At 73.4% G+C, this 18751-nt stretch carries 16 protein-coding genes and 1 pseudogene; 10 read left to right on the top strand and 7 right to left on the bottom strand.

The window, feature by feature from the left end; genetic code table 11:
• Nucleotides 1–26 precede the first annotated feature (26 nt).
• The gene (locus tag AB0L34_RS25535; RefSeq protein ID WP_350708713.1) at nt 27–644 is read right to left on the bottom strand and encodes a DUF4126 domain-containing protein; all 618 of its coding nucleotides are present in this window, start codon (nt 642–644) and stop codon (nt 27–29) included.
• Nucleotides 645–715: 71 nt separating this feature from the next.
• Here AB0L34_RS25535 and nucS point away from each other — a divergent pair, with 71 nt between their 5' ends.
• Nucleotides 716–1375, top strand: a complete 660-nt coding sequence (gene nucS, locus AB0L34_RS25530; protein WP_076472317.1) for an endonuclease NucS — start codon at nt 716–718, stop codon at nt 1373–1375.
• An 18-nt stretch (nt 1376–1393) separates the two neighbouring features.
• On the opposite strand, the gene AB0L34_RS25525 is transcribed toward nucS, so the two are convergent.
• Nucleotides 1394–2890 (bottom strand): aldehyde dehydrogenase family protein, encoded by a 1497-nt coding sequence (locus AB0L34_RS25525; protein ID WP_363707219.1) that lies wholly within the window; start codon nt 2888–2890, stop codon nt 1394–1396.
• A gap of 322 nt (nt 2891–3212) precedes the next feature.
• Between AB0L34_RS25525 and AB0L34_RS25520 the strand changes: the two genes are divergently transcribed.
• The 7 genes from AB0L34_RS25520 (at nt 3213) to AB0L34_RS25490 (ending at nt 9687) form a co-directional block, all read left to right on the top strand.
• On the top strand, nt 3213–3758 hold the full coding sequence (locus tag AB0L34_RS25520) for an FHA domain-containing protein (RefSeq protein ID WP_363707217.1): 546 nt from the start codon (nt 3213–3215) through the stop codon (nt 3756–3758).
• 74 nt (nt 3759–3832) lie between these two features.
• Nucleotides 3833–4900: an alpha/beta hydrolase gene (locus AB0L34_RS25515; RefSeq protein ID WP_363707215.1), complete on the top strand. Its 1068-nt coding sequence runs from the start codon at nt 3833–3835 to the stop codon at nt 4898–4900.
• Between the two features lie 153 nt (nt 4901–5053).
• Complete coding sequence (locus AB0L34_RS25510) at nt 5054–6844, top strand: 3-hydroxybutyryl-CoA dehydrogenase (protein ID WP_363707213.1); 1791 nt, start codon at nt 5054–5056, stop codon at nt 6842–6844.
• Between the two features lie 40 nt (nt 6845–6884).
• A complete protein-coding gene (locus AB0L34_RS25505; protein ID WP_357456197.1) occupies nt 6885–7379 on the top strand; it encodes a SigE family RNA polymerase sigma factor in 495 nt (164 codons plus the stop codon).
• Nucleotides 7376–8428, top strand: coding sequence for a hypothetical protein (locus AB0L34_RS25500; RefSeq protein ID WP_363707211.1), 1053 nt, complete (start codon nt 7376–7378; stop codon nt 8426–8428). Before AB0L34_RS25505 ends, AB0L34_RS25500 begins: the two co-directional genes overlap by 4 nt.
• Before the next feature lie 56 nt (nt 8429–8484).
• Nucleotides 8485–8811 (top strand): hypothetical protein, encoded by a 327-nt coding sequence (locus tag AB0L34_RS25495; RefSeq protein ID WP_176737387.1) that lies wholly within the window; start codon nt 8485–8487, stop codon nt 8809–8811.
• 66 nt (nt 8812–8877) lie between these two features.
• A complete protein-coding gene (locus AB0L34_RS25490) occupies nt 8878–9687 on the top strand; it encodes an alpha/beta hydrolase (RefSeq protein ID WP_363707209.1) in 810 nt (269 codons plus the stop codon).
• A 75-nt stretch (nt 9688–9762) separates the two neighbouring features.
• Here AB0L34_RS25490 and AB0L34_RS25485 read toward each other — a convergent pair whose 3' ends face one another.
• From AB0L34_RS25485 to mce, 5 genes are all read right to left on the bottom strand, one after another.
• Complete coding sequence (locus AB0L34_RS25485) at nt 9763–11049, bottom strand: AI-2E family transporter (RefSeq protein WP_363707207.1); 1287 nt, start codon at nt 11047–11049, stop codon at nt 9763–9765.
• A gap of 216 nt (nt 11050–11265) precedes the next feature.
• Nucleotides 11266–13431 carry a hypothetical protein gene (locus AB0L34_RS25480; protein WP_363707205.1) on the bottom strand — a complete coding sequence of 722 codons (2166 nt, stop codon included), beginning with the start codon at nt 13429–13431 and terminating at the stop codon, nt 11266–11268.
• Nucleotides 13432–13606: 175 nt separating this feature from the next.
• Nucleotides 13607–14869: a cell division protein DivIVA gene (locus AB0L34_RS25475; RefSeq protein WP_350708693.1), complete on the bottom strand. Its 1263-nt coding sequence runs from the start codon at nt 14867–14869 to the stop codon at nt 13607–13609.
• A gap of 276 nt (nt 14870–15145) precedes the next feature.
• Nucleotides 15146–16501 carry a crotonyl-CoA carboxylase/reductase gene (gene ccrA, locus AB0L34_RS25470; protein WP_363707221.1) on the bottom strand — a complete coding sequence of 452 codons (1356 nt, stop codon included), beginning with the start codon at nt 16499–16501 and terminating at the stop codon, nt 15146–15148.
• Nucleotides 16502–16781: 280 nt separating this feature from the next.
• Nucleotides 16782–17252 (bottom strand): methylmalonyl-CoA epimerase, encoded by a 471-nt coding sequence (gene mce, locus AB0L34_RS25465; protein ID WP_363707203.1) that lies wholly within the window; start codon nt 17250–17252, stop codon nt 16782–16784.
• A 62-nt stretch (nt 17253–17314) separates the two neighbouring features.
• Between mce and AB0L34_RS25460 the strand changes: the two genes are divergently transcribed.
• Complete coding sequence (locus AB0L34_RS25460; RefSeq protein ID WP_350708689.1) at nt 17315–18514, top strand: acetyl-CoA C-acetyltransferase; 1200 nt, start codon at nt 17315–17317, stop codon at nt 18512–18514.
• A gap of 112 nt (nt 18515–18626) precedes the next feature.
• Nucleotides 18627–18751 (top strand): annotated as a pseudogene (locus tag AB0L34_RS25455) (methylmalonyl Co-A mutase-associated GTPase MeaB); the annotation flags it as partial.

Raw genomic sequence — 18751 nt, 5'->3', positions numbered from 1 at the left:
GGTGCCGGCCGTCGGTGCGTACAGGGTCAGACGCGGAAGCCGGCGGCCCGGGCCGCCTGACGTTCGCGGCGTCGGTCGGACCTGCGGCGCACGAACCAGACGACGAAGAGGACCAGCCCGAGCAGGAACGCCAGCACCAGCACCGGCAGGATGATCGCCACCACCGACATGACCACGCTGGTGGCGTCCTCGGCGGTGCTGGCCACCGGGGCGCCGACGCCGGCCGTGGTCGCGTTGACGACCGGTCGGGCGGCGGACTTCAGCAGGTGCACGCCGAGGGCGATCAGCACCCCGGTCACCACCGGGACCCACTGGTGGGAGGAGAAGAAGCTCCCCGGGTCGCTCACCGTCACCGTCTCCGACGACGAGCCCGCGCCGAAGGCCAGGCCACCGGCGGTGGGCCGGACCACGGTCTGCACCACGTCGTTGACGTGGTCGACCACGGGCACCTTGTCGGCCACGACCTCGATGACCAGCAGCACCGCCAGGATGGCGAGCACCCAGCCGTTGCCGAGCCACTGCCAGCCGGCGGGCAGGTCGATCAGGCTGGTGTAGCGGGCCAGCAACCCCATGGTGAGCAGGGGGATGTAGGCGTTCAGCCCCGCCGAGGCGGCGAGGCCGGTACCGGTGAGAACTTCGAGCACCGTCTCAGCATCCCACCGCCACGCCAGTGCCGCTCGGTGGCGCGGGCCGGGGCCTCGGCTACCCTCGTCGGGTGCGGTTGGTGATTGCGAAGTGCTCGGTGGACTACGTCGGACGGCTCTCGGCTCACCTGCCGCCGGCCACCCGGTTGCTGATGGTGAAGGCGGACGGGTCGGTGTCGATCCACGCCGACGACCGGGCGTACAAGCCGCTGAACTGGATGAGCCCGCCCTGCCGGCTGGAGGAGGCCCCCGGTGTCTGGCGGGTCGTCAACAAGGCCGGCGAGGAACTGCGGATCACCCTGGAGGAGATCTTCCAGGACACCTCGTACGAGCTGGGCGTCGATCCGGGCCTGCGCAAGGACGGCGTGGAGGCGCACCTCCAGGAGCTGCTGGCGGCCAACCCGGAGACGCTCGGCGAGGGGTTCACGCTGGTCCGCCGGGAGTACATGACGGCCATCGGCCCGGTGGACCTGCTCTGTCGGGACGCCAACCAGGGCGCCGTTGCGGTGGAGGTGAAGCGGCGTGGCGAGATCGACGGCGTGGAGCAGCTCACCCGGTACCTGGAGCTGATGAACCGCGACCCGCTGCTCGCGCCCGTCGCCGGGGTGTTCGCCGCGCAGGAGATCAAGCCGCAGGCCAGGGTGCTCGCCACGGACCGGGGCATCCGCTGCGTCGTCGTGGACTACGACAAGCTGCGCGGCATCGAGCGGGACGAACTCACCCTCTTCTGACGCCCTCCGTCCCAGCGCTCACCGGCCGTACATCGTCTTGATGGCCCTGACGAGCCGGGCGACGTCGGCCGGCGTCCGTTCGAAGGTCGTGGAGGCCAGCAGCGACCGGGCCCGCCGGCGGGTGATCGCCTTGGCGCGGCTGAACTCGCGCAGCCCGTCCTCGCCGTGGATGCGGCCGAAGCCGGAGTCGCCGACACCGCCGAACGGCAGCGTGGACATCCCGGCGAAGGTCAGCGTCGAGTTGACCGACGCCATCCCCGAGCGCAGCCGCCGGGCGATCGCCACCGCGCGCCGTCGGCCGAAGACCGAACCCCCCAGGCCGTACGACAGGGCGTTGGCCCGGGCGACGGCCTCGTCGGCGTCGCGGACCCGGTTGACGGTCAGGGTCGGGCCGAAGGTCTCCTCGCGTACGGCGAGTGAGTCCTCCGGGACGTCCACCAGCACGGTCGGGCGCACGTACGGCGGCTGTACCGCGTCGGCGCCGCCCAGCACCGCCCGGCCGCCCCGGGCCAGCGCGTCGTCGATGTGCCGGCGGATCACGTCGAGCTGGCTCGGCATGGTGATCGGGCCGATGTCGGCGTCGTCGGGGCCGACGGTCAACCGGCCGGCCCGCTCGACCACCTTCCCGACGAAGGTGTCGAAGACCGGCTCGACCGCGTAGACCCGCTCGATGCCGATGCAGGTCTGGCCGGCGTTGGTGAGCGCGCCCCAGACGCACGCCTCGGCGGCGGCGTCCAGGTCGGCGTCGGCGTCGACGATCATCGCGTCCTTGCCGCCCGCCTCCAGCAGCACGGGCGTCAGCGACTCGGCGCAGGCCGCCATCACCTTCCTGGCGGTGGCGGACGAGCCGGTGAAGGCCACCTTCCCCACCCCGGAGCGGCAGAGTGCGGCGCCGACGTCGCCGAGCCCGTGCACCGCGGTGAACACCGGGTGCTCCGGCACCACCTCGGCGAACGTGTCGACCAGCCACTGCCCGACGGCGGGGGTGTACTCGCTGGGCTTCAGCACCACCGCGTTCCCGGCCGCGAGCGCGTACGCGACGGAGCCGATCGGGGTGAAGACGGGATAGTTCCACGGCCCGATGACGCCGACCACCCCGTGCGGCTGGTATTCGAGGTGGGCGGAGAACTCGGCCAGGACGAGCCGCGAGCGGACCCGGCGGGGGCCCAGCACCCGGCGGGCGTTGCGGGCCGCCCAGTCGACGTGCTCGACGGCGCTGACGATCTCCACGACGGCGTCGGCCAACGGCTTGCCGCCCTCGGCGTGCACCAGCTCGGCCAGCTCCTCGATCCGCCGGGCGAGCAGGGCCCGCCACCGCAGCAGCCGCTCCCTGCGCCCGGCGAAGCCGAGCCCGGCCCACCACTCGCCGGCAGGGCGGGCGCGGTCGACCGCCCGCGCGACGTCCTCGGCGGTCGCCACCGGCAGGCGACCGACCTCCACGCCGGTCGCCGGGCTCGTCGACACCAGCCGACCGTCCTCGATGACCGGGGTTCCCGGGACATGCACAGCCGTCATGACGGAAGTCTAGACCTGAGGATTACTCGCCGGTAGGGTGGCGGGCCTGCTCGTTCCGGTCCGCCGGGGCGCCCGTACGGAAGAGCCTCCGGCCCGCCGCCCGGCCTTGTCGAACGCGGTGGTGCCCGATTCCGTGGACTGGTCGGGGCGTCCGGCCGGCGGGGACTGTTTGCGGTCTTTGTCAGCCGGTGGACGCCGAACCGGCGAACGGGAGATGTCCGGCCGGGGGCGTGGAGGTGACCGCCCGGCGGTCGAGGGTGACTACCGTGTGGTGGCAGGCTGACGCGCGGGGTGACCGTGCGGGGTGGGGGGCTGACTGTCCATGGAGGAGCGTCCGGAACTGATGCCGTTGCTGACGGTGGCGGGTGGGGCGATGCGGGGGCTGAGTTTCCGGGTCGGCCCGGTGCGGCAGGTGATCGGCCGGGTGCCGACGGCCGACATCGTCGTGCCCGACGCGCACCTGAGCCGCCGGCACGCCGAGGTCTGGCTGACGGACGAGGGCGCCTGCCTGGCGGACCTGGGCTCGACCAACGGCACCTGGCTGAACGACCGGCGGATCACCGGCGTGGAGCGGTTGGCCGACGGGGACGTGATCCGGGTCGGGCGCACCGAGCTGCGCCTCTTCGACCCGGGCGTGGCGCGGACCGATCCGGTGGGGTTCAGCTTCGGCCAGCCGCGCCGGGACCACCGCCCGACACTGCCGCTGCCGATCGCGACCCCGGCCCTCCCGGGCGCCGACCCCCTCGCGACCCCCGCCCTTCCGGCTGCCCAGCCGGTGCCGCCGCTGTCGGCCGCGATGCCGTCCCTCCAGGGTCCCGGCGCGGTGCCGCCGCTGCCGGTGGGCGCGCTGGGCTCCGCCCCGTCCTGACCTGTCGCCGCACATTTCCCGACCAGGGAACATGGCGGGGGGACCCATGGACGCGGCCGGGGCGTCGTGGCAGCATGCCGCGGATGGAGACCGGACAGCAGCTCGTGTCGGCGAACGGGATCACCCAGGCGGTGCGGGTGGCCGGGCCGCCGGACGGCGTGCCGGTGCTGCTGATCCACGGCAACTGCTCGTCCGCGGCGTTCTGGGAGCCGCTGGTGCGGCGGCTGCCGGACACCCTCCGGGTGGTCGCGCCCGACCTGCGGGGCTACGGGTACACCGACACCGCCCCGGTGGACGCGACCCGGGGGCTGACCGACTTCTCCGACGACCTCGCCGCGCTGCTGGACGAGCCGTCCCTGTTCGCGCCCGGCGCCCGACCGGTGGTGGTCGGGCACTCGCTGGGCGGGGGAGTGGCCATGCGGCTGCTGGTCGACCACCCCGACCGGGTGGCCGCGCTGCTGCTCGCCGCGCCGGTCTCGCCGTACGGCTACGGGGGCACGCGCGACCTGGCCGGCACCCCCACCACGCCCGACTTCGCCGGCACCGGGGCGGGCACGGCCAACCAGGAGTTCGTCAAGCGGCTGGCCGCCGGCGACCGGGGCGCGGAGAGCCAGGCCAGCCCGCGCAACGTGCTGCGGGCCACCTACGTGGCGGACCCGGCCTCGCTCGGCGACGACGAGGAACTGCTGCTGGACACCCTCCTCACCACCGCGACGGGCGACGACAACTACCCGGGCACGGCGGTGGACTCGGCGAACTGGCCCGGCACCGCTCCGGGCCGGCGCGGCGTGCTCAACGCCCTCTCCCCGGCGTACTTCCGGGTCGCCGACGAACTCGTGGCCGTCGCCGACAAGCCGCCGGTCACCTGGATCCACGGGGACGCCGACGTGATCGTCTCGGACGCCTCGCTGTTCGACCTGGCCCACCTGGGCTCGCTCGGCGCGGTGCCGGGCTGGCCGGGGGCGGATGCCTGCCCGGCGCAGCCGATGGTGGGGCAGACCCGGGCGGTGCTGGAGCGGTACGCGGCGGCCGGCGGCGCGTACCGGGAGGTGCTGCTGCCCGGCTGTGGGCACAGCCCGCACCTGGAGCGGCCGGCCGAGTTCGTCGCCGAGCTGGTCCGGCTGACCGGCGGGGCGGCCTGACGGACGGGCGGGCCGACGACGGGCGGCCCGACGGGCCGCACCGCCCGTGAAATACCCCACCGCGTCTCGACAACCGAACGTCACGTGGCAGACTCGCGCGCATAACCTTAGTGGCCGTTCACGCGGCTGTGCGGAGCATTGGGGAGGCCGGTCGTGGCGCGCGAGTTCACCAGCGTGGGCGTTGTGGGTCTGGGCACCATGGGTGCCGGCATCGTCGAGGTATTCGCGCGCAACGGCGTCGACGTCGTCGCGGTCGAGATCTCCGAGGGCGCGCTGGAGCGCGGTCGGGCCACCCTGACCGGCTCGACGGACCGGGCCGTGGCCAAGGGCAAGCTCGCCGAGGCGGACCGGGACGCGCTGCTGAGCCGGATCCACTGGCAGGTCGGGCTGGACGCGTTGCACTCGGTGGACCTCGTCATCGAGGCGGTGCCCGAGCACCTGGACCTCAAGCAGCGGATCTTCGCCGAGCTGGACCGGGTCTGCAAGCCCGAGGCGATCCTGGCCACCAACACCTCGTCGTTGAGCGTCACCGAGATCTCCGTCGCCACCAGCCGGCCCAACCAGGTGATCGGCATCCACTTCTTCAACCCGGCCCCGGTCATGAAGCTCGTCGAGGTGGTCCGGACGGTGGTCACCTCCGCCGACGTGGTCGCCGACGTGGAGGCGCTCTGCGAGCGGCTCGGCAAGGTCGACGTGACCATCAACGACCGCGCCGGCTTCATCGCCAACGCGCTGCTCTTCGGCTACCTCAACCACGCCGTCGGCATGTTCGAGTCGCACTACGCCACCCGCGAGGACATCGACGCGGCCATGAAGCTCGGCTGCGGCCTGCCGATGGGCCCGCTGGCGCTGATGGACCTGATCGGCCTGGACACCGCGTACGAGATCCTGGACACCATGTACCGGCGCGGCGGCCGGGACCGCCGGCACGCCCCGGTGCCGCTGATCAAGCAGATGGTCACCGCCGGGCTGCTCGGCCGCAAGTCCGGCCGGGGCTTCTACACCTACGAGCGGCCGGGCTCCCCGAAGGTCGTACCGGACGAGCGGACGCCCGTGGCCGCGGAGCCGGCGCTGGCCGACGGCGCGCGCGCCATCGCGAAGGTGGGCGTGGTGGGCTCCGGGACGATGGCCACCGGGATCATCGAGGTCTTCGCCAAGGCCGGCTACGAGGTCGTTTCGGTGACCCGGGGCGCGGAGAAGTCCGCGACGGTCTGCGAAGCGGTCAAGACCTCGCTCAACAAGGGCGTGGTGCGCGGCAAGGTCAGCGAGGCCGACCGGGACGCCGCGCTCGGCCGGATCAACTGGTCGGCCACCCTGGAGCACCTCGCGGACGTCGACCTCGTGGTCGAGGCCGTGGTGGAGGAGTTGAGCGTCAAGAAGGCCCTCTTCGCCAGCCTCGACGAGATCTGCAAGCCGGGCGTCGTGCTCGCCACCACCACCTCGTCGCTGCCGGTGATCGACGTCGCGATGGCCACCCAGCGGCCCGCCGACGTGGTCGGGTTGCATTTCTTCAACCCGGCCCCCGTCATGCCGCTGGTCGAGATCGTGCAGACCATCCGGACCTCGGCCGAGACGACCGCCACCGCCCGCGCCGTCTGCGCCGCGCTGGGCAAGACGGGCGTGGTCTGCGGCGACCGGTCCGGCTTCGTCGTCAACGCGCTGCTCTTCCCGTACCTCAACGACGCGGTGAAGATGCTGGAGGCCAGTTACTCCACCGCCGACGACATCGACTACGCGATGAAGCTGGGCTGCGGCTACCCGATGGGCCCGTTCGAGCTGCTCGACGTGGTCGGCCTGGACGTCTCGCTGGCCATCCAGCGGGAGCTCTACCTGGAGCTGCGCGAGCCGGGCTTCGCGCCCGCCCCGCTGCTGGAGCACCTGGTCACGGCCGGCTACCTGGGTCGCAAGAGCGGCCGCGGCTTCCGCGACCACACCCGTCGCTGAGCGGGTCAACGCCCGGCGCCGGTGACGGCGTCTGCATGGTGTGACCTTCGAGGAGTACGTCAGCAGCCGCGGGCCGGCCCTGATCCGGCTGGCCCGGCTGCTGACCGGGGACGAGCACCGGGCCGAGGACCTCACCCAGGACGTCCTCGCCCGCGCGTACGTGCACTGGCGGCGGATCGCCAGGGCGGACCGGCCCGACGTGTACGTGCGCCGGATGCTGGTCAACGCCAACCACTCCTGGTGGCGCCGGCGTACGAACCGGGAACTGGCGACGGCCGACTTCGCCGAGCGGCCGCAGCGCGGCGACCTCGGCGGCGAGACCGCCGACCGGGACGCGATGTGGCGGCTCGTCCTCGGGCTGCCGGAACGCCAGCGGGCGGTGCTCGTGCTGCGCTACTACGAGGACCTCGACGACGCGACCATCGCCCAGATCCTGGACTGCTCGCCGGTCACCGTCCGCACCCATGCCATGCGGGCGCTCGCCCACCTCCGGGAGCGCTGCGACCTCCCGACGACGAACGGGAGCCGGCCGTGACCGACCTCGACGAACGGATCGTACGGGCGCTGCGCGAGCGCGCCGAGGGAACGGTCGACACCGACCGGCTGACGGCGCGTGCCGTCGCCGGGGGAAAGGCCCGCCGCCGTCGTCGTCGGGCCGGCGCGGGGGCCGCGGTGGGTCTGGTGGCGGTGCTCGGCCTGACCGTCGGCACCGGCGCCGGCTGGCGGGAGGGGGTACGTCCACCGCACGCCGCCGCGCCGGGAACCTCCGCGGTGACGCCACCCCGGGCGGACGACGTACCGGGGGCCGCGAGCCGGCCCGACCTGGTGGGCACGGATCCGCAGGTGCTGCACTTCGGGTTGGACCCGGCACGGGCCCGCTATCTGGGCTGGGAGGTCTGGTCGGGGGTGGAGCTGGTCCGGGCCGACGTCGGCGGGGGCCGGGCGGTCACCGTCGAGCTGACCTCCTCCGCCGCCGCGCTCATGCACGGTGTGGTCAACGGACTGCCGGTCGACCTGTCGGGGATGACGGTCGAGGAGGCCTACGACGGCAGCGATCGCCGGCACCGGGGCAGGGGAGACACGCCCAGCTGGGTCCGGCTCTGGCAACCGGCCCGTGGCCTGTACGCCCGGGCCACCGTGACCGCCGCCACCGCCCGGGAGATCGACGTGGCGCTCCGCGCCCTCCGGCTGGGCGACTCGCGCCGCTGCGGCGACCCGGTACGGTTGACCACGTTGCCCACCGGCGCCCGGCTCACCGGCTGCCGGGTCGAGGCGGACTCCTTCCCCGACACGCTGCGGGTGTCGCTGCGGGTGACCGCGAGCGAGCAGCGGCAGATGACCGTGTCATTCGAGTACGCGAGCAGTATCGCCAGCAGCCGGACGGAGGGGAACCGGACGATCGCCGGCCGGCCCGCCTACCGTTACCCGCAGGGCGAGCAACTGGAGCTGCTCGGATTCCCGAAGGCCCACCTGGTGGCCGATTTCGGCTGGCCCTTCGACGGCTTCACCGAGCAGGACGCCGCCCTCGTCCTCGGCGGGGCGCGGGTGGCCGAGGACCCGATCCGCCCGGAGACCTGGGACTGACCGGTCGTGCGCCCGTGCCGGGCCGGCCCACGGGTCGGCCCGTACGCTTGGTGACCGTGAGCCCCCGTCGCAACCGACCCCGCCGCGATGACACCGCCCACCTCGACTCCGACCGGGTCCGTCAGGGCGTCGCCTCGGTGCAGCAGTGGCGCGACGGCGAGTGGCAGGTACGCGGGATCAGCGGCGGGGCGTCCACCAAGACGTACCGCTGTCCGGGCTGCGACCAGGAGATCCGGCCCGGGGTGGCGCACCTGGTGGCGTGGCCGGCCGACGGGCGGGGCGACCTGACGGACCGGCGGCACTGGCACAGCGGCTGCTGGCGCGCCCGGGACCGGCGCGGGCCGGTGGTGCAGCGCGGCCGCGGCGCCCCCCGGTACGGCTGAGCGATCTGGATCACCCTGTTTCCGCCCCGCCCGGCGGTCCCCGGCCGCACGGGTGAGACTGGACGGGTGAGCACACCGATCCGCGCGTCCACCATCCTGCCCGGGCGTCGCGAGGACATCGAACTGCACACGGCGGACGGCCTGCGGCTGGTCGGCGAGCTGGCCCGACCGCTGGACCGGGAGCCGGTGGGCACCCTCGTCTGCCTGCACCCGCTGCCCACCCACGGCGGGATGATGGACAGCCACGTGTTCCGCAAGGCGGCGTGGCGCCTGCCGGCCCTGGCCGACCTGGCCGTGCTCCGCTTCAACACCCGGGGCACCAGCAGCCTGCGCGGCACCAGCGAGGGCGCCTTCGACAACGCCGTCGGCGAGCGTTTCGACGTCGCCGCCGCCATCGAGTACGCCGAGTTCGCCGAGCTGCCGAACATCTGGCTGCTCGGCTGGTCGTTCGGCACCGACCTGACCCTGAAGTACGGCTGCGACCCGGCGGTCACCGGGGCGATCCTGCTCTCCCCGCCGCTGCGCTACTCCACCCCGGCGGACCTCGACCACTGGGCGGCGTCCGGCAAGCCGCTGACCGCCCTGGTACCGGAGTTCGACGACTACCTGCGCCCCGACGAGGCGCGGGAACGCTTCGCGGCGGTGCCGCAGGCCGAGGTGGTCGGGGTGCCCGGCGCGAAGCACCTCTGGGTCGGCGACGCCGAGACCGTGCTGGACGAGGTGGTCCGCCGGGTCGCCCCGGCCGCCGCCGTGCCGCTGCCGACCACCTGGGACGGCCCGGTGGAGACCGGCGACGTCAGCGCGTACGCCGACCGCACGGTGGCCTCCTTCGCCGACCGGCCGGTGCCTGGCCCGCCCGCGGGCCAGGCCGGCTGACCCGCCTGCCCGCGGGCCAGGCCGGCTGACCCGCCCGCCCACGGGTCGGGGTGGTGGTCGCGGTCCCGGCCGGGGTCAACGGGACTCCTGCCGGGGCAGGATCACCTCCCGCAGGATGAGCTGGAACGCGGCCACCGCCGGGATCGCGATCAGCGCGCCCACCACGCCCAGCAGGGACACGCCGAGCAGCGCGGCGACCAGGGCGGCCACCTCGTTGACCGCCACCGACCGGCGCATGACCTTGGGATAGATCAGGTAGTTCTCCACCTGCTGGTAGATCAGGAAGAACACCACGCAGGCGATGCCGACCGGCAGGTCGGTGGCGAAGCCGACCAGGCTGACGATCACCGCGCCCAGCGTGGCGCCGATCTGCGGGACGAGGTCGGTCACCGCGACCACCACGGCCAGCGCGAACGGGTACGGCAGCCCGACGACCAGCGCGAAGACGAACGTGGTCGCCCCGGCCAGCACGGCGATGCTGAGCGCGCCCACCATGTACGCGCCGACCTTGGTCAGGATCTCGTCGCCGATCAGCCGCACCCGCTCCCGGCGGGACCGGGGCACCAGCGAGTACCCCAGGTCGCGGAGCCGGTCGAAGTAGGCGAGGAAGTAGATCGTCAGCACCAGCACGGTCAGCCCCCGGAACACCGTCCCGAAGACCATCTGGGCCCCGCCGAGCACCCCGCCGAGCGCCCCTCCGATCGTGGCCGGGTTCGCCGCGTTCTGCAGCCGCTCCATCAGGTCGTACCGCTCCACCAGGTCGTTGACCGTCCGGTTGCGGCGCAACTCGTCCAGGAAGCTCGGCAACTGGTCCACGAACTGTCCGGTCTGCGTGACGATCGGCGGCACCAGGGCGAACACGCCGCCGCAGAGGAGCAGCACGACCGTCAGCGCGACCGTCGCCACCGCCGCGCCGTGCGGCAGCCCCCAGGAGCGCAGCCGGACCACGGCGGGGTGCAGGCCCACGGCGAGGAAGAGCGCGATGACCACCAGGACGAGGATTCCGGCCGCGTTGCGCAGGCCCAGGTAGAGGGCGTACGCGAGCAGCACTCCGGCCGCCCCCGTGAAGCCGACCAGGAAGCTGCTGCGCCGCAGCGGTCGCCCCGGCCTGCCGAACCGTCCCGTCCCGACGGCCGATGGCTCGTCGCCGTCCGGCGCCGACGCCGCGCCCCCGGGCACCGCCCCGGCCCGTTCCTGCTCGGTGGCCCGTTCCCACCCGGGCTCGGCCGTCCCTTTTGGCTCGGCGGCCCGCCTCCGTCCCGGCTCGGCGGCCCGCTCCGGCTCGGCGGCCGTCCCGGCCGGGTCCGGGGTGGTTCCGGGCTCCCGGTCGGCGCCCGACGCCGCGGGTCCGTCCTGTGCCATCCGGACCTCCCTGATCGACTTCCGCCGGCGCCTGCCGGCCCCCGGGCACGGGGACCCCAGGTCCGGGGGCTCCGATCAGGAGCGTAGTGGTCGTCAGGGCGCCCGACCGACCCGTCCGTCCACCGGGTCGCGTCGGCACGGCCGCCGGCCCACCCCACGGGATGCCGCCGCCCGGCGCCCACACCACCCGATCCACCCGTGCGACGGGGCGGATGGTCAGTCCTTCTCGACGACGACCTTGCTCGGCTTGGCGCTGCGCTCGTCGGTGGTCGGCTTCGTCGGCCGCTTGCCGTTCTCGCCGGTGCTGGTGATCTTCGTCGGGGTGGCGCCCCGGCCGGCCTCACCCGGCACCGCCGCCACGGTCGGCTCCCCCTCCACGCCGGCGCTGGCGGTGCCGCCGTCGACGGTGGTCACGGACGCGACCTTGCCGCTCTCCGGCTGCCCGGCGTCCGCCGGCTCGATCCGACCCTTGGCCGGCTGACCGGCCTCCGCCGGCTCGACCTTGCCCGCGCCGGGCCTGCCGTCCGCGGCCGGGGCGGCCTCCTTGCCCCCGGCCCCACCCGCCGGAGCCGCTGCCGCTGCCGCTCCGGCCGGCGTGGCCTCCTTCTTCGCCTCGCCCGCCCCGGCGGCGGTCGACGCCTTCCCGCCGTTCGCCGTGGCGGTGCCGGTCCCAACTCGCCCGCCGTCGGCCACCGGGCCGGCCGCGGCGGTGGCCGTCCCGCCCGGTGCGTCGGCCGCACCGACCAGCCCCAACCGCAGCTCGGCCACCTGCCGCTGCAGCTCGTCGGACTCCTGCCGCGACTTCCACGTCTCCTGCCGCAGGTCGGCGAGCTGCTGCTGGGCCTGCGCGATCTCCAGCATCACCTGGGCGAGCTGCTGACGGCTCGCCGCGGCCTCCTGCTGGGTGGCGGCGAGGTGCTGCTGGGTGGTGGCCAGGTGCTGCTGCGTCGTCGCCGCGTACTCCTCGAACTGGCGACGCGAGGTCGCCACGTGCTCGTCGGCCTTGCGGCGCTTCTCGGCCGCCTCCGACTCGGCCCGGCCGAGCAGCGCCGCCGCCTCCTCCTCGGCCTGGCGGCGCATCGCCAGCGCGTCCCGTTCGGCGGCCTGCCGGACGGCGGCGGCACCCTGCTCGATCTCGTTCTTCCGGCTGGTGTACTCCGACTCCAGCGTGGCGCGGCGCGACTCGAACCCGGTCTCCAGCTCGTCGTGCCGGCTCTTGTGCTGCTGCTCCAGCTCGGCGAGGCGGGTCTTGTACTGCTTCTCCAGGTCGTCGCGGCGCTTGGTGAACTCCTGCTCGGCGGTCGTCCGGCGCTGGGTCAGCTCGCGGTCCGCCGCCTCGCGGCGGCTGTTGACCTCCTGCTCCACCCCGGCCCGCCAGGCGCCCAACTCCTGCTGCGTCTGCGCCCGGGCCTGCTGCACGTACGCCTCGGTCTCCGTGCGCATCCGCTGCACGTACGCCTCGGTGTCGGCGCGGCTGCGCTTGGCCGCCTCGGCCGCCTGGGTGGTGAGCCGCTCCGCCTCCTGCCGGGCCTTGTCGCGGGTGGCCCGGCCGGCCTGGGCGGCGTCGTCGATGATCTGCTTGGCGTCCCGCTGGGCCTTGGCGTGGGTGGCCCGGCCCGCCTCGGTGGCCTGGTCGACCAGGCGCTTGGCCTCCTGCTGGGCCTTGGCGTGGACCTCCTTGGCGGCCTCGCGGAGCTGGGTGGCCTCCTGCTGGGCCCTGGCGTGGACCTCCTTGGCGGCCTCGCGGAGCTTGGTCGCCTCCTGCTGGGCCCGGTGGTGGATCTCCTTGGCCGCGTCCCGCAGTTGGGTGGCCTCCTGCTGGGCCTTCGCCAGCGCCTCCTGGGCGGCCTTGCCCAGCCGCGCGGCCTCCTCCTTGGCGGCCCGGACCGCGGCGTCCGCCTCGGCCTTACGGGCCGCGCTGTGCCGCTCCTCCTCCGCCCGGCGGGCGGCCAGCGCGATCTCGAAGTCCTTGAGCGCGGTGGCGGCCTGCTCGCGCGCCTCCTCGATGATGTGCTCGGCGGCGGCCCGGCGCGCCTCGATCTCCTGGTTGGCGGCGACCAGGACCGCGTCGGCCTGCTCCTCGGCGAGGGTGAGGATCTGTTCCACCCGCGGGCCGAGGTGCCGGAAGGAGACGTTCTCCAGCGCGCCGGACGACTTGCGCGCCTGGGCGAGGTCCCGCTGGAGCACCTCCACCTGGCCGGCGAGCTTGTGGATCTGTGTGTAGGCCTGTTCCCGCTCGGCCGCGAGGGCCGCGATCTCGTGCTCCGCACGAGCGACGTACCGGTCGACCTGTCGTTTCTCGTACCCCCGCAGAGCGGACTCGAAGCTGGGCTCCGTGGTCACGTCCCCGCCGAGAGCGAACAGTTCCTCGCCGTGCGACATGCCCCCATCCTCACACGCATCCGGCTCTGCTGGGGCGATACGGACGCCCCGGATGGGACCTACTTCACTGCGGCCACGCCCGGGCAATTCCCTGGCGGGCAAACGCATACGGCGCGGGGCACACCGGTCACCCGGTGTCACCCCGCGCCGTCGTCATGCCCCCCGGTCGGGTCGGTCAGTTGGACGTCTCGGCAGCCACCCGCTCGTCCGCGCCGTCGGCCTTCTTCGCCTCGGGCTTGGCCGGCGCGGCCGGCTGCGTGGCCGGCACGCCCGGCACGATGCCGGCGAGGCCGGAGAGCATCTGGCCGAGCTGGGAGGTGACGGCGTCCTTCTGCCGGGTGAGGTCCTCGACCTCGCGGCGAGCCGCCTGGGTGGTCAGCTCGGCCTCGGTGCGCGCCTCGGTGAGCAGCCGCTTCGCCTCGGCCTTCGCCTCGCCGAGCGTCTTCTCGGCCAGCGCCTTGGCCTTGTCGACCGTCTCGTTGGCGGTGCGCTCCGACTCGACCCGGCGGGCCTCGGCGCGCTGCTCGATCTCCTTGGCCCGCTCCTGCGCCGCATGGGCCCGCTGCTCCGCCTCGCTGACCAGCTTCTGGGTCTGCGCGACCTGCGCCGCGTGCCGCTCCGACTCCTCGCGCTCGGCCTTCTCCCGGCGCTCGGCGAGCTGGAGCTCCAGGGCCTGGAGGTCCTTGTCGCGCTTGTCCCGCGCGTCGGTGAGCAGCTTGGTCGCCTCGGCGCGCTTCTCCTCGGCCTCCCGGGCGGCCTTCGCCCGCTGCTGGGTGATCTCCCGCTCGGCGGTCGCCCGGAGCGTGGCGACCTCGCGCTCGACGGTGGACTTCAGCTCGGCGACCTCGTGCGCGGTGACCGTGCGCAGCTGCTTGGTCTCGCGGTCGGCGTCGGCGCGCAGCGTGTCGGCCTCGCGCCGGGCCTGGACGCGGACCTCGGCGGCCTCGCGCTCGGCGGCGGTGCGGACGCTGCCGGCCTCCCGCTCGGCGGTGGCCTTCATCGCCGCCGCCTCGGCGCGCGCCTTGTCGGTGATCTCGCGGGCCTCGAGGCGGGCGGCGGAGAGGATGCCCTCCGACTCGCGCTTGGCCTCGTTGCGGTGGTCGTTGGCCTGCTCCTCGGCCAGCCGGAGGATCTGCTCGACGCGGGTGCCGAGGCCGGAGAGGGTGGGTCGGCTGTTCTCCTCGAGCTGCTTGTTGGTGTCGGCGAGTTTCTGCTCCAGCGTGCTCATGCGCTGCTCGGCCTGGCGGAGCCGGCGCTGGGCGTCGTTCATGCGCTGCTCGGCCTCGGCCCGGGCCTGCTCGGACTGGGTCAGCGCGGCCGTCATCCGGCCGATGAAGTCATCGACCTGGTGGGTGTTGTAGCCGCGTAGGCCGACGGTGAAATCGGGCTGGGAGTTCGCGTTATCGAAGAACGCAAGAGGGGAGGACTGCTGGGGCATTGGGACATACTCGCAGACTCCCCAGGGTGCTTCGCAAGAGCGGTCCCGAGCTTTCGCGTCCTCTTTACATGGTCAACTGCGGGAGCCCCGGGAGGCGGGACCAACCGGCGATCTTGGCAGGTCCCGGGCGGGTCGGACGGCACGGAGAGTGACTACGGAAAAGGGCCGCGGGAGATCGCCGCGGCCCTTTGTCGCGCATGGCCGGGCACTCGAATGAGCGCCCCGCGTCGGTGGCGGAAAACGATCGTCGTTCGCCCCCAATGGTCGTCGGTGTGGTCAGTGGCCGCGGAACCGGTTGATCGCGTCCTCGTGCCGGGAGCGCAGCTCGCGGTCGCGCACGCCGAGCCCGTCGGAGGGGGCGAGGCAGCGGACGCCGACCTTGCCCTGGTGCGCGTTGCGGTGCACCTCGTACGCGGCCTGGCCGGTCTGCTCCAGGCCGTAGGTCCTGGACACGGTCGGGTGGATCTTGCCCAGTGCCACCAGCCGGTTCGCCTCCCACGCCTCGCGGTAGTTGGCGAAGTGGCTGCCGACGATCCGCTTCAGGTGCATCCAGAGGTAGCGGTTGTCGTACTGGTGCTGGTAGCCGCTCGTGGAGGCGCAGGTGACGACGGTGCCGCCGCGCTTGGTCACGTAGACGCTCGCGCCGAAGGTCTCCCGGCCCGGGTGCTCGAAGACGATGTCCGGGTCCTCGCCGCCGGTCAGCTCGCGGATCCGCTCGCCGAAGCGGCGCCACTCGTCCGGGTCCTGGGTCTCCTCGTCCTTCCAGAAGCGGAAGCCCTCGGCGGCCCGGTCGATCACCAGCTCGGCGCCCATCCTGCGGCACAGCTCCGCCTTGTCGGGGGAGGACACCACGCAGACCGGGATCGCTCCGCCGTTGAGTGCCAGCTGGGTGGCGTACCCGCCGAGGCCGCCGGAGGCGCCCCAGATCAGCACGACGTCGCCCTGCTTCATGTTCGCCCCGTGGTGCGAGACGAGCTGCCGGTACGCCGTCGAGTTGACCAGGCCGGGGCTGGCCGCCTCCTCCCAGCTCAGGTGACGGGGCTTGGGCATCAGCTGGTTGGCCTTGACCACGGCCAGCTCGGCGAGGCCGCCGAAGTTGGTCTCGAAGCCCCAGATCCGCTGCTGCGGGTCGAGCATGGTGTCGTCGTGCCCGGCCGCGTCCTCCAACTCCACCGACAGGCAGTGCGCGACCACCTCGTCGCCGGCCTTCCAGCGGGTCACCCCGGGCCCGGTGCGCAGCACCACGCCGGCGGCGTCCGAGCCGACCACGTGGTACGGCAGGTCGTGCCGCTTGGTCAGCTCGGAGTGCCGGCCGTAGCGCTGGAGGAACTTGAAGGTCGACAGCGGCTCGAAGATGCTGGTCCAGACCGTGTTGTAGTTGATCGCGCTGGCCATGACCGCGACGAGCGCCTCGCCCGGCCCGAGTTCCGGCGTCGGCACCTCCTGCACGTGCAGCGCCTTGCGCGGGTCCTTGTCCCGGGTGGCCAGGCCGTCGAACATCCGGGTCTCGTCGGCGCGCACCACGACGCCCCGGTACGACTCCGGGACCGGCAGGCCGGCGATGCCGCCGAGCTCCCGCTCCGGTTGGTCGGATCCCTCCGCCGCCATGATCGCTTCGAGGATGTCCTGCACGTCGACCTCCCGTTCGTCCGCACCCGCGCACGCGGGCCTGGGTGCTGCCATCGTCGGCGTGAGTGCGGCCGGCCGCCATGTCGGCATCCGACACATCCGGCACGGCCGAGCTCCTGTTGGGGCGGGACGTTACTGAACGGTAGCTAGGGCTGGAAGTCCTCTGTGAAAAACTGCATCGGCCGATGCGTGGAGGTGTCCGGGCGGCGGTCGTACCGCGCAGCGCCGCGCTCGACGCCGGTGGTCACCGGCCCCCGGTCGGTGGCGGGGCCGGTCGTGGGCGTCAGTGCGCGGCGGGCTCGACCAGCTCGACGAGCACGCCGCCGGCGTCCTTCGGGTGGACGAAGTTGACCCGGGAGTTCGACGTGCCACGCTTCGGGGTGTCGTAGAGCAGCTTCACGCCCCGCTCGCGCAGCGCCGCGCAGGCGGCGTCGATGTCGGCGACCGTGTACGCCACCTGCTGCACGCCCGGCCCCCTGCGGTCCAGGAACTTCGCGATGGTCGACTCGGGCGTCAACGGGGCCAGCAGTTGCAGGCAGCCGCCCTCGGTGGTCGGGCCGACGGCCAGCATCGCCTCGCGGACGCCCTGCTCGGCGTTGGTCTCGGTGTGCACGCAGCGCATCCCGAAGGTGCGCTGGTAGAAGTCGATCGCGGCGTCCAGGTCGGCCACGGCGACCCCGACGTGGTCGATGCGGAGCAGGCCGATGTCTGTGACATAGTCGGCAGCGGTCTCGACGGGGGAGTTCTCAGCCATGGCGCTAGTCTGACCGAACAATCGTTAAGGCGTACAGGTCGGCACCCCCTCGGAGGCAGGCAATGGCTTCGGTGATCGTCAGCGGCGCGCGGACCCCCATGGGGCGCCTGCTGGGCAACCTCAAGGACCTCTCCGCGACCAGGCTCGGCGGCGTGGCGATCAAGGCGGCACTGGAGCGCGCCGGCGTCGCCCCCGAGCAGGTCCAGTACGTGATCATGGGTCAGGTGCTCCAGGCCGGTGCCGGGCAGATCCCGGCCCGCCAGGCGGCGGTCGAGGCGGGCATCCCGATGTCCGTGCCGGCCCTGACCATCAACAAGGTCTGCCTCTCCGGCCTGGACGCGATCGCCCTGGCCGACCAGCTCATCCGGGCCGGCGAGTTCGACATCGTGGTGGCCGGCGGCATGGAGTCGATGACCAACGCCCCGCACCTGCTGCTCGGTCAGCGCGGCGGCTACAAGTACGGCGACGTCGTGGTCAAGGACCACATGGCGCTGGACGGGCTCACCGACGCCTGGGACTGCTGCTCGATGGGCGAGTCGACCGAGCGGCTCGGCGCGAAGCACGGCATCAGCCGCGAGGAGCAGGACGCGTTCGCCGCGGCCAGCCACCAGCGGGCCGCCGCCGCGCAGAAGAACGGCCACTTCGCCGACGAGATCACCCCGGTGGTCATCCCGCAGCGCAAGGGCGACCCGCTGGTGATCAGCGAGGACGAGGGCATCCGCCCGGACACCACCGTCGAGGTGCTGGCCAAGCTGCGGCCCTCGTTCACCAAGGACGGCACCATCACCGCCGGCAGCTCCTCGCCGATCTCCGACGGCGCCGCCGCCGTGGTCGTGATGAGCAAGGCCAAGGCCAAGGAGCTGGGCCTGACCTGGCTGGCCGAGATCGGCGCGCACGGCAACGTGGCGGGGCCGGACAACTCCCTGCACTCGCAGCCGTCCAACGCCATCCAGCACGCCCTGAAGAAGGGCGGGCTGAGCGTCGAGGACCTCGACCTCATCGAGATCAACGAGGCGTTCGCCCAGGTCGGCATCCAGTCCACCCGTGACCTCGGCATCAGCCCGGACAAGGTCAACGTCAACGGCGGCGCGATCGCGCTGGGCCACCCGATCGGCATGTCCGGCGCCCGGCTGGTGCTCACCCTGGCCCTGGAGCTCAAGCGCCGGGGCGGCGGCACCGGCGCGGCCGCGCTCTGCGGTGGCGGCGGCCAGGGCGACGCGCTGGTCATCCACGTCCCGGCCCCCGGCGAGAGCGGTCAGTGAGCGCGACGCGCCGCTGATCGGGTACAGCCGCCGAAAAAAACGAAGGCAGCACAGTGAGCGGGAGGAGTGAGCCGGTCTTGCGAGCCCCGCAGTCGCGAACAGAGGCGGTGCAGTGAGCGAGATCGTCGACGACGTCCCGGCGGCGGGCGCACCCCCGGTGCGCCGCAGCCGGGACGTGCCGATGCTGGTCGAGCGGGCCCGCGCGGGGGATCCCCGCGCGGTGGCCCGGCTGATCAC

The sequence above is a fragment of the Micromonospora sp. NPDC052213 genome (genome assembly GCF_040679695.1).
Lineage (GTDB): Bacteria > Actinomycetota > Actinomycetes > Mycobacteriales > Micromonosporaceae > Micromonospora.
The sequence above is the reverse complement of the archived record's forward strand: the minus strand, read 5'-3'. Positions and strand labels throughout refer to the sequence as shown.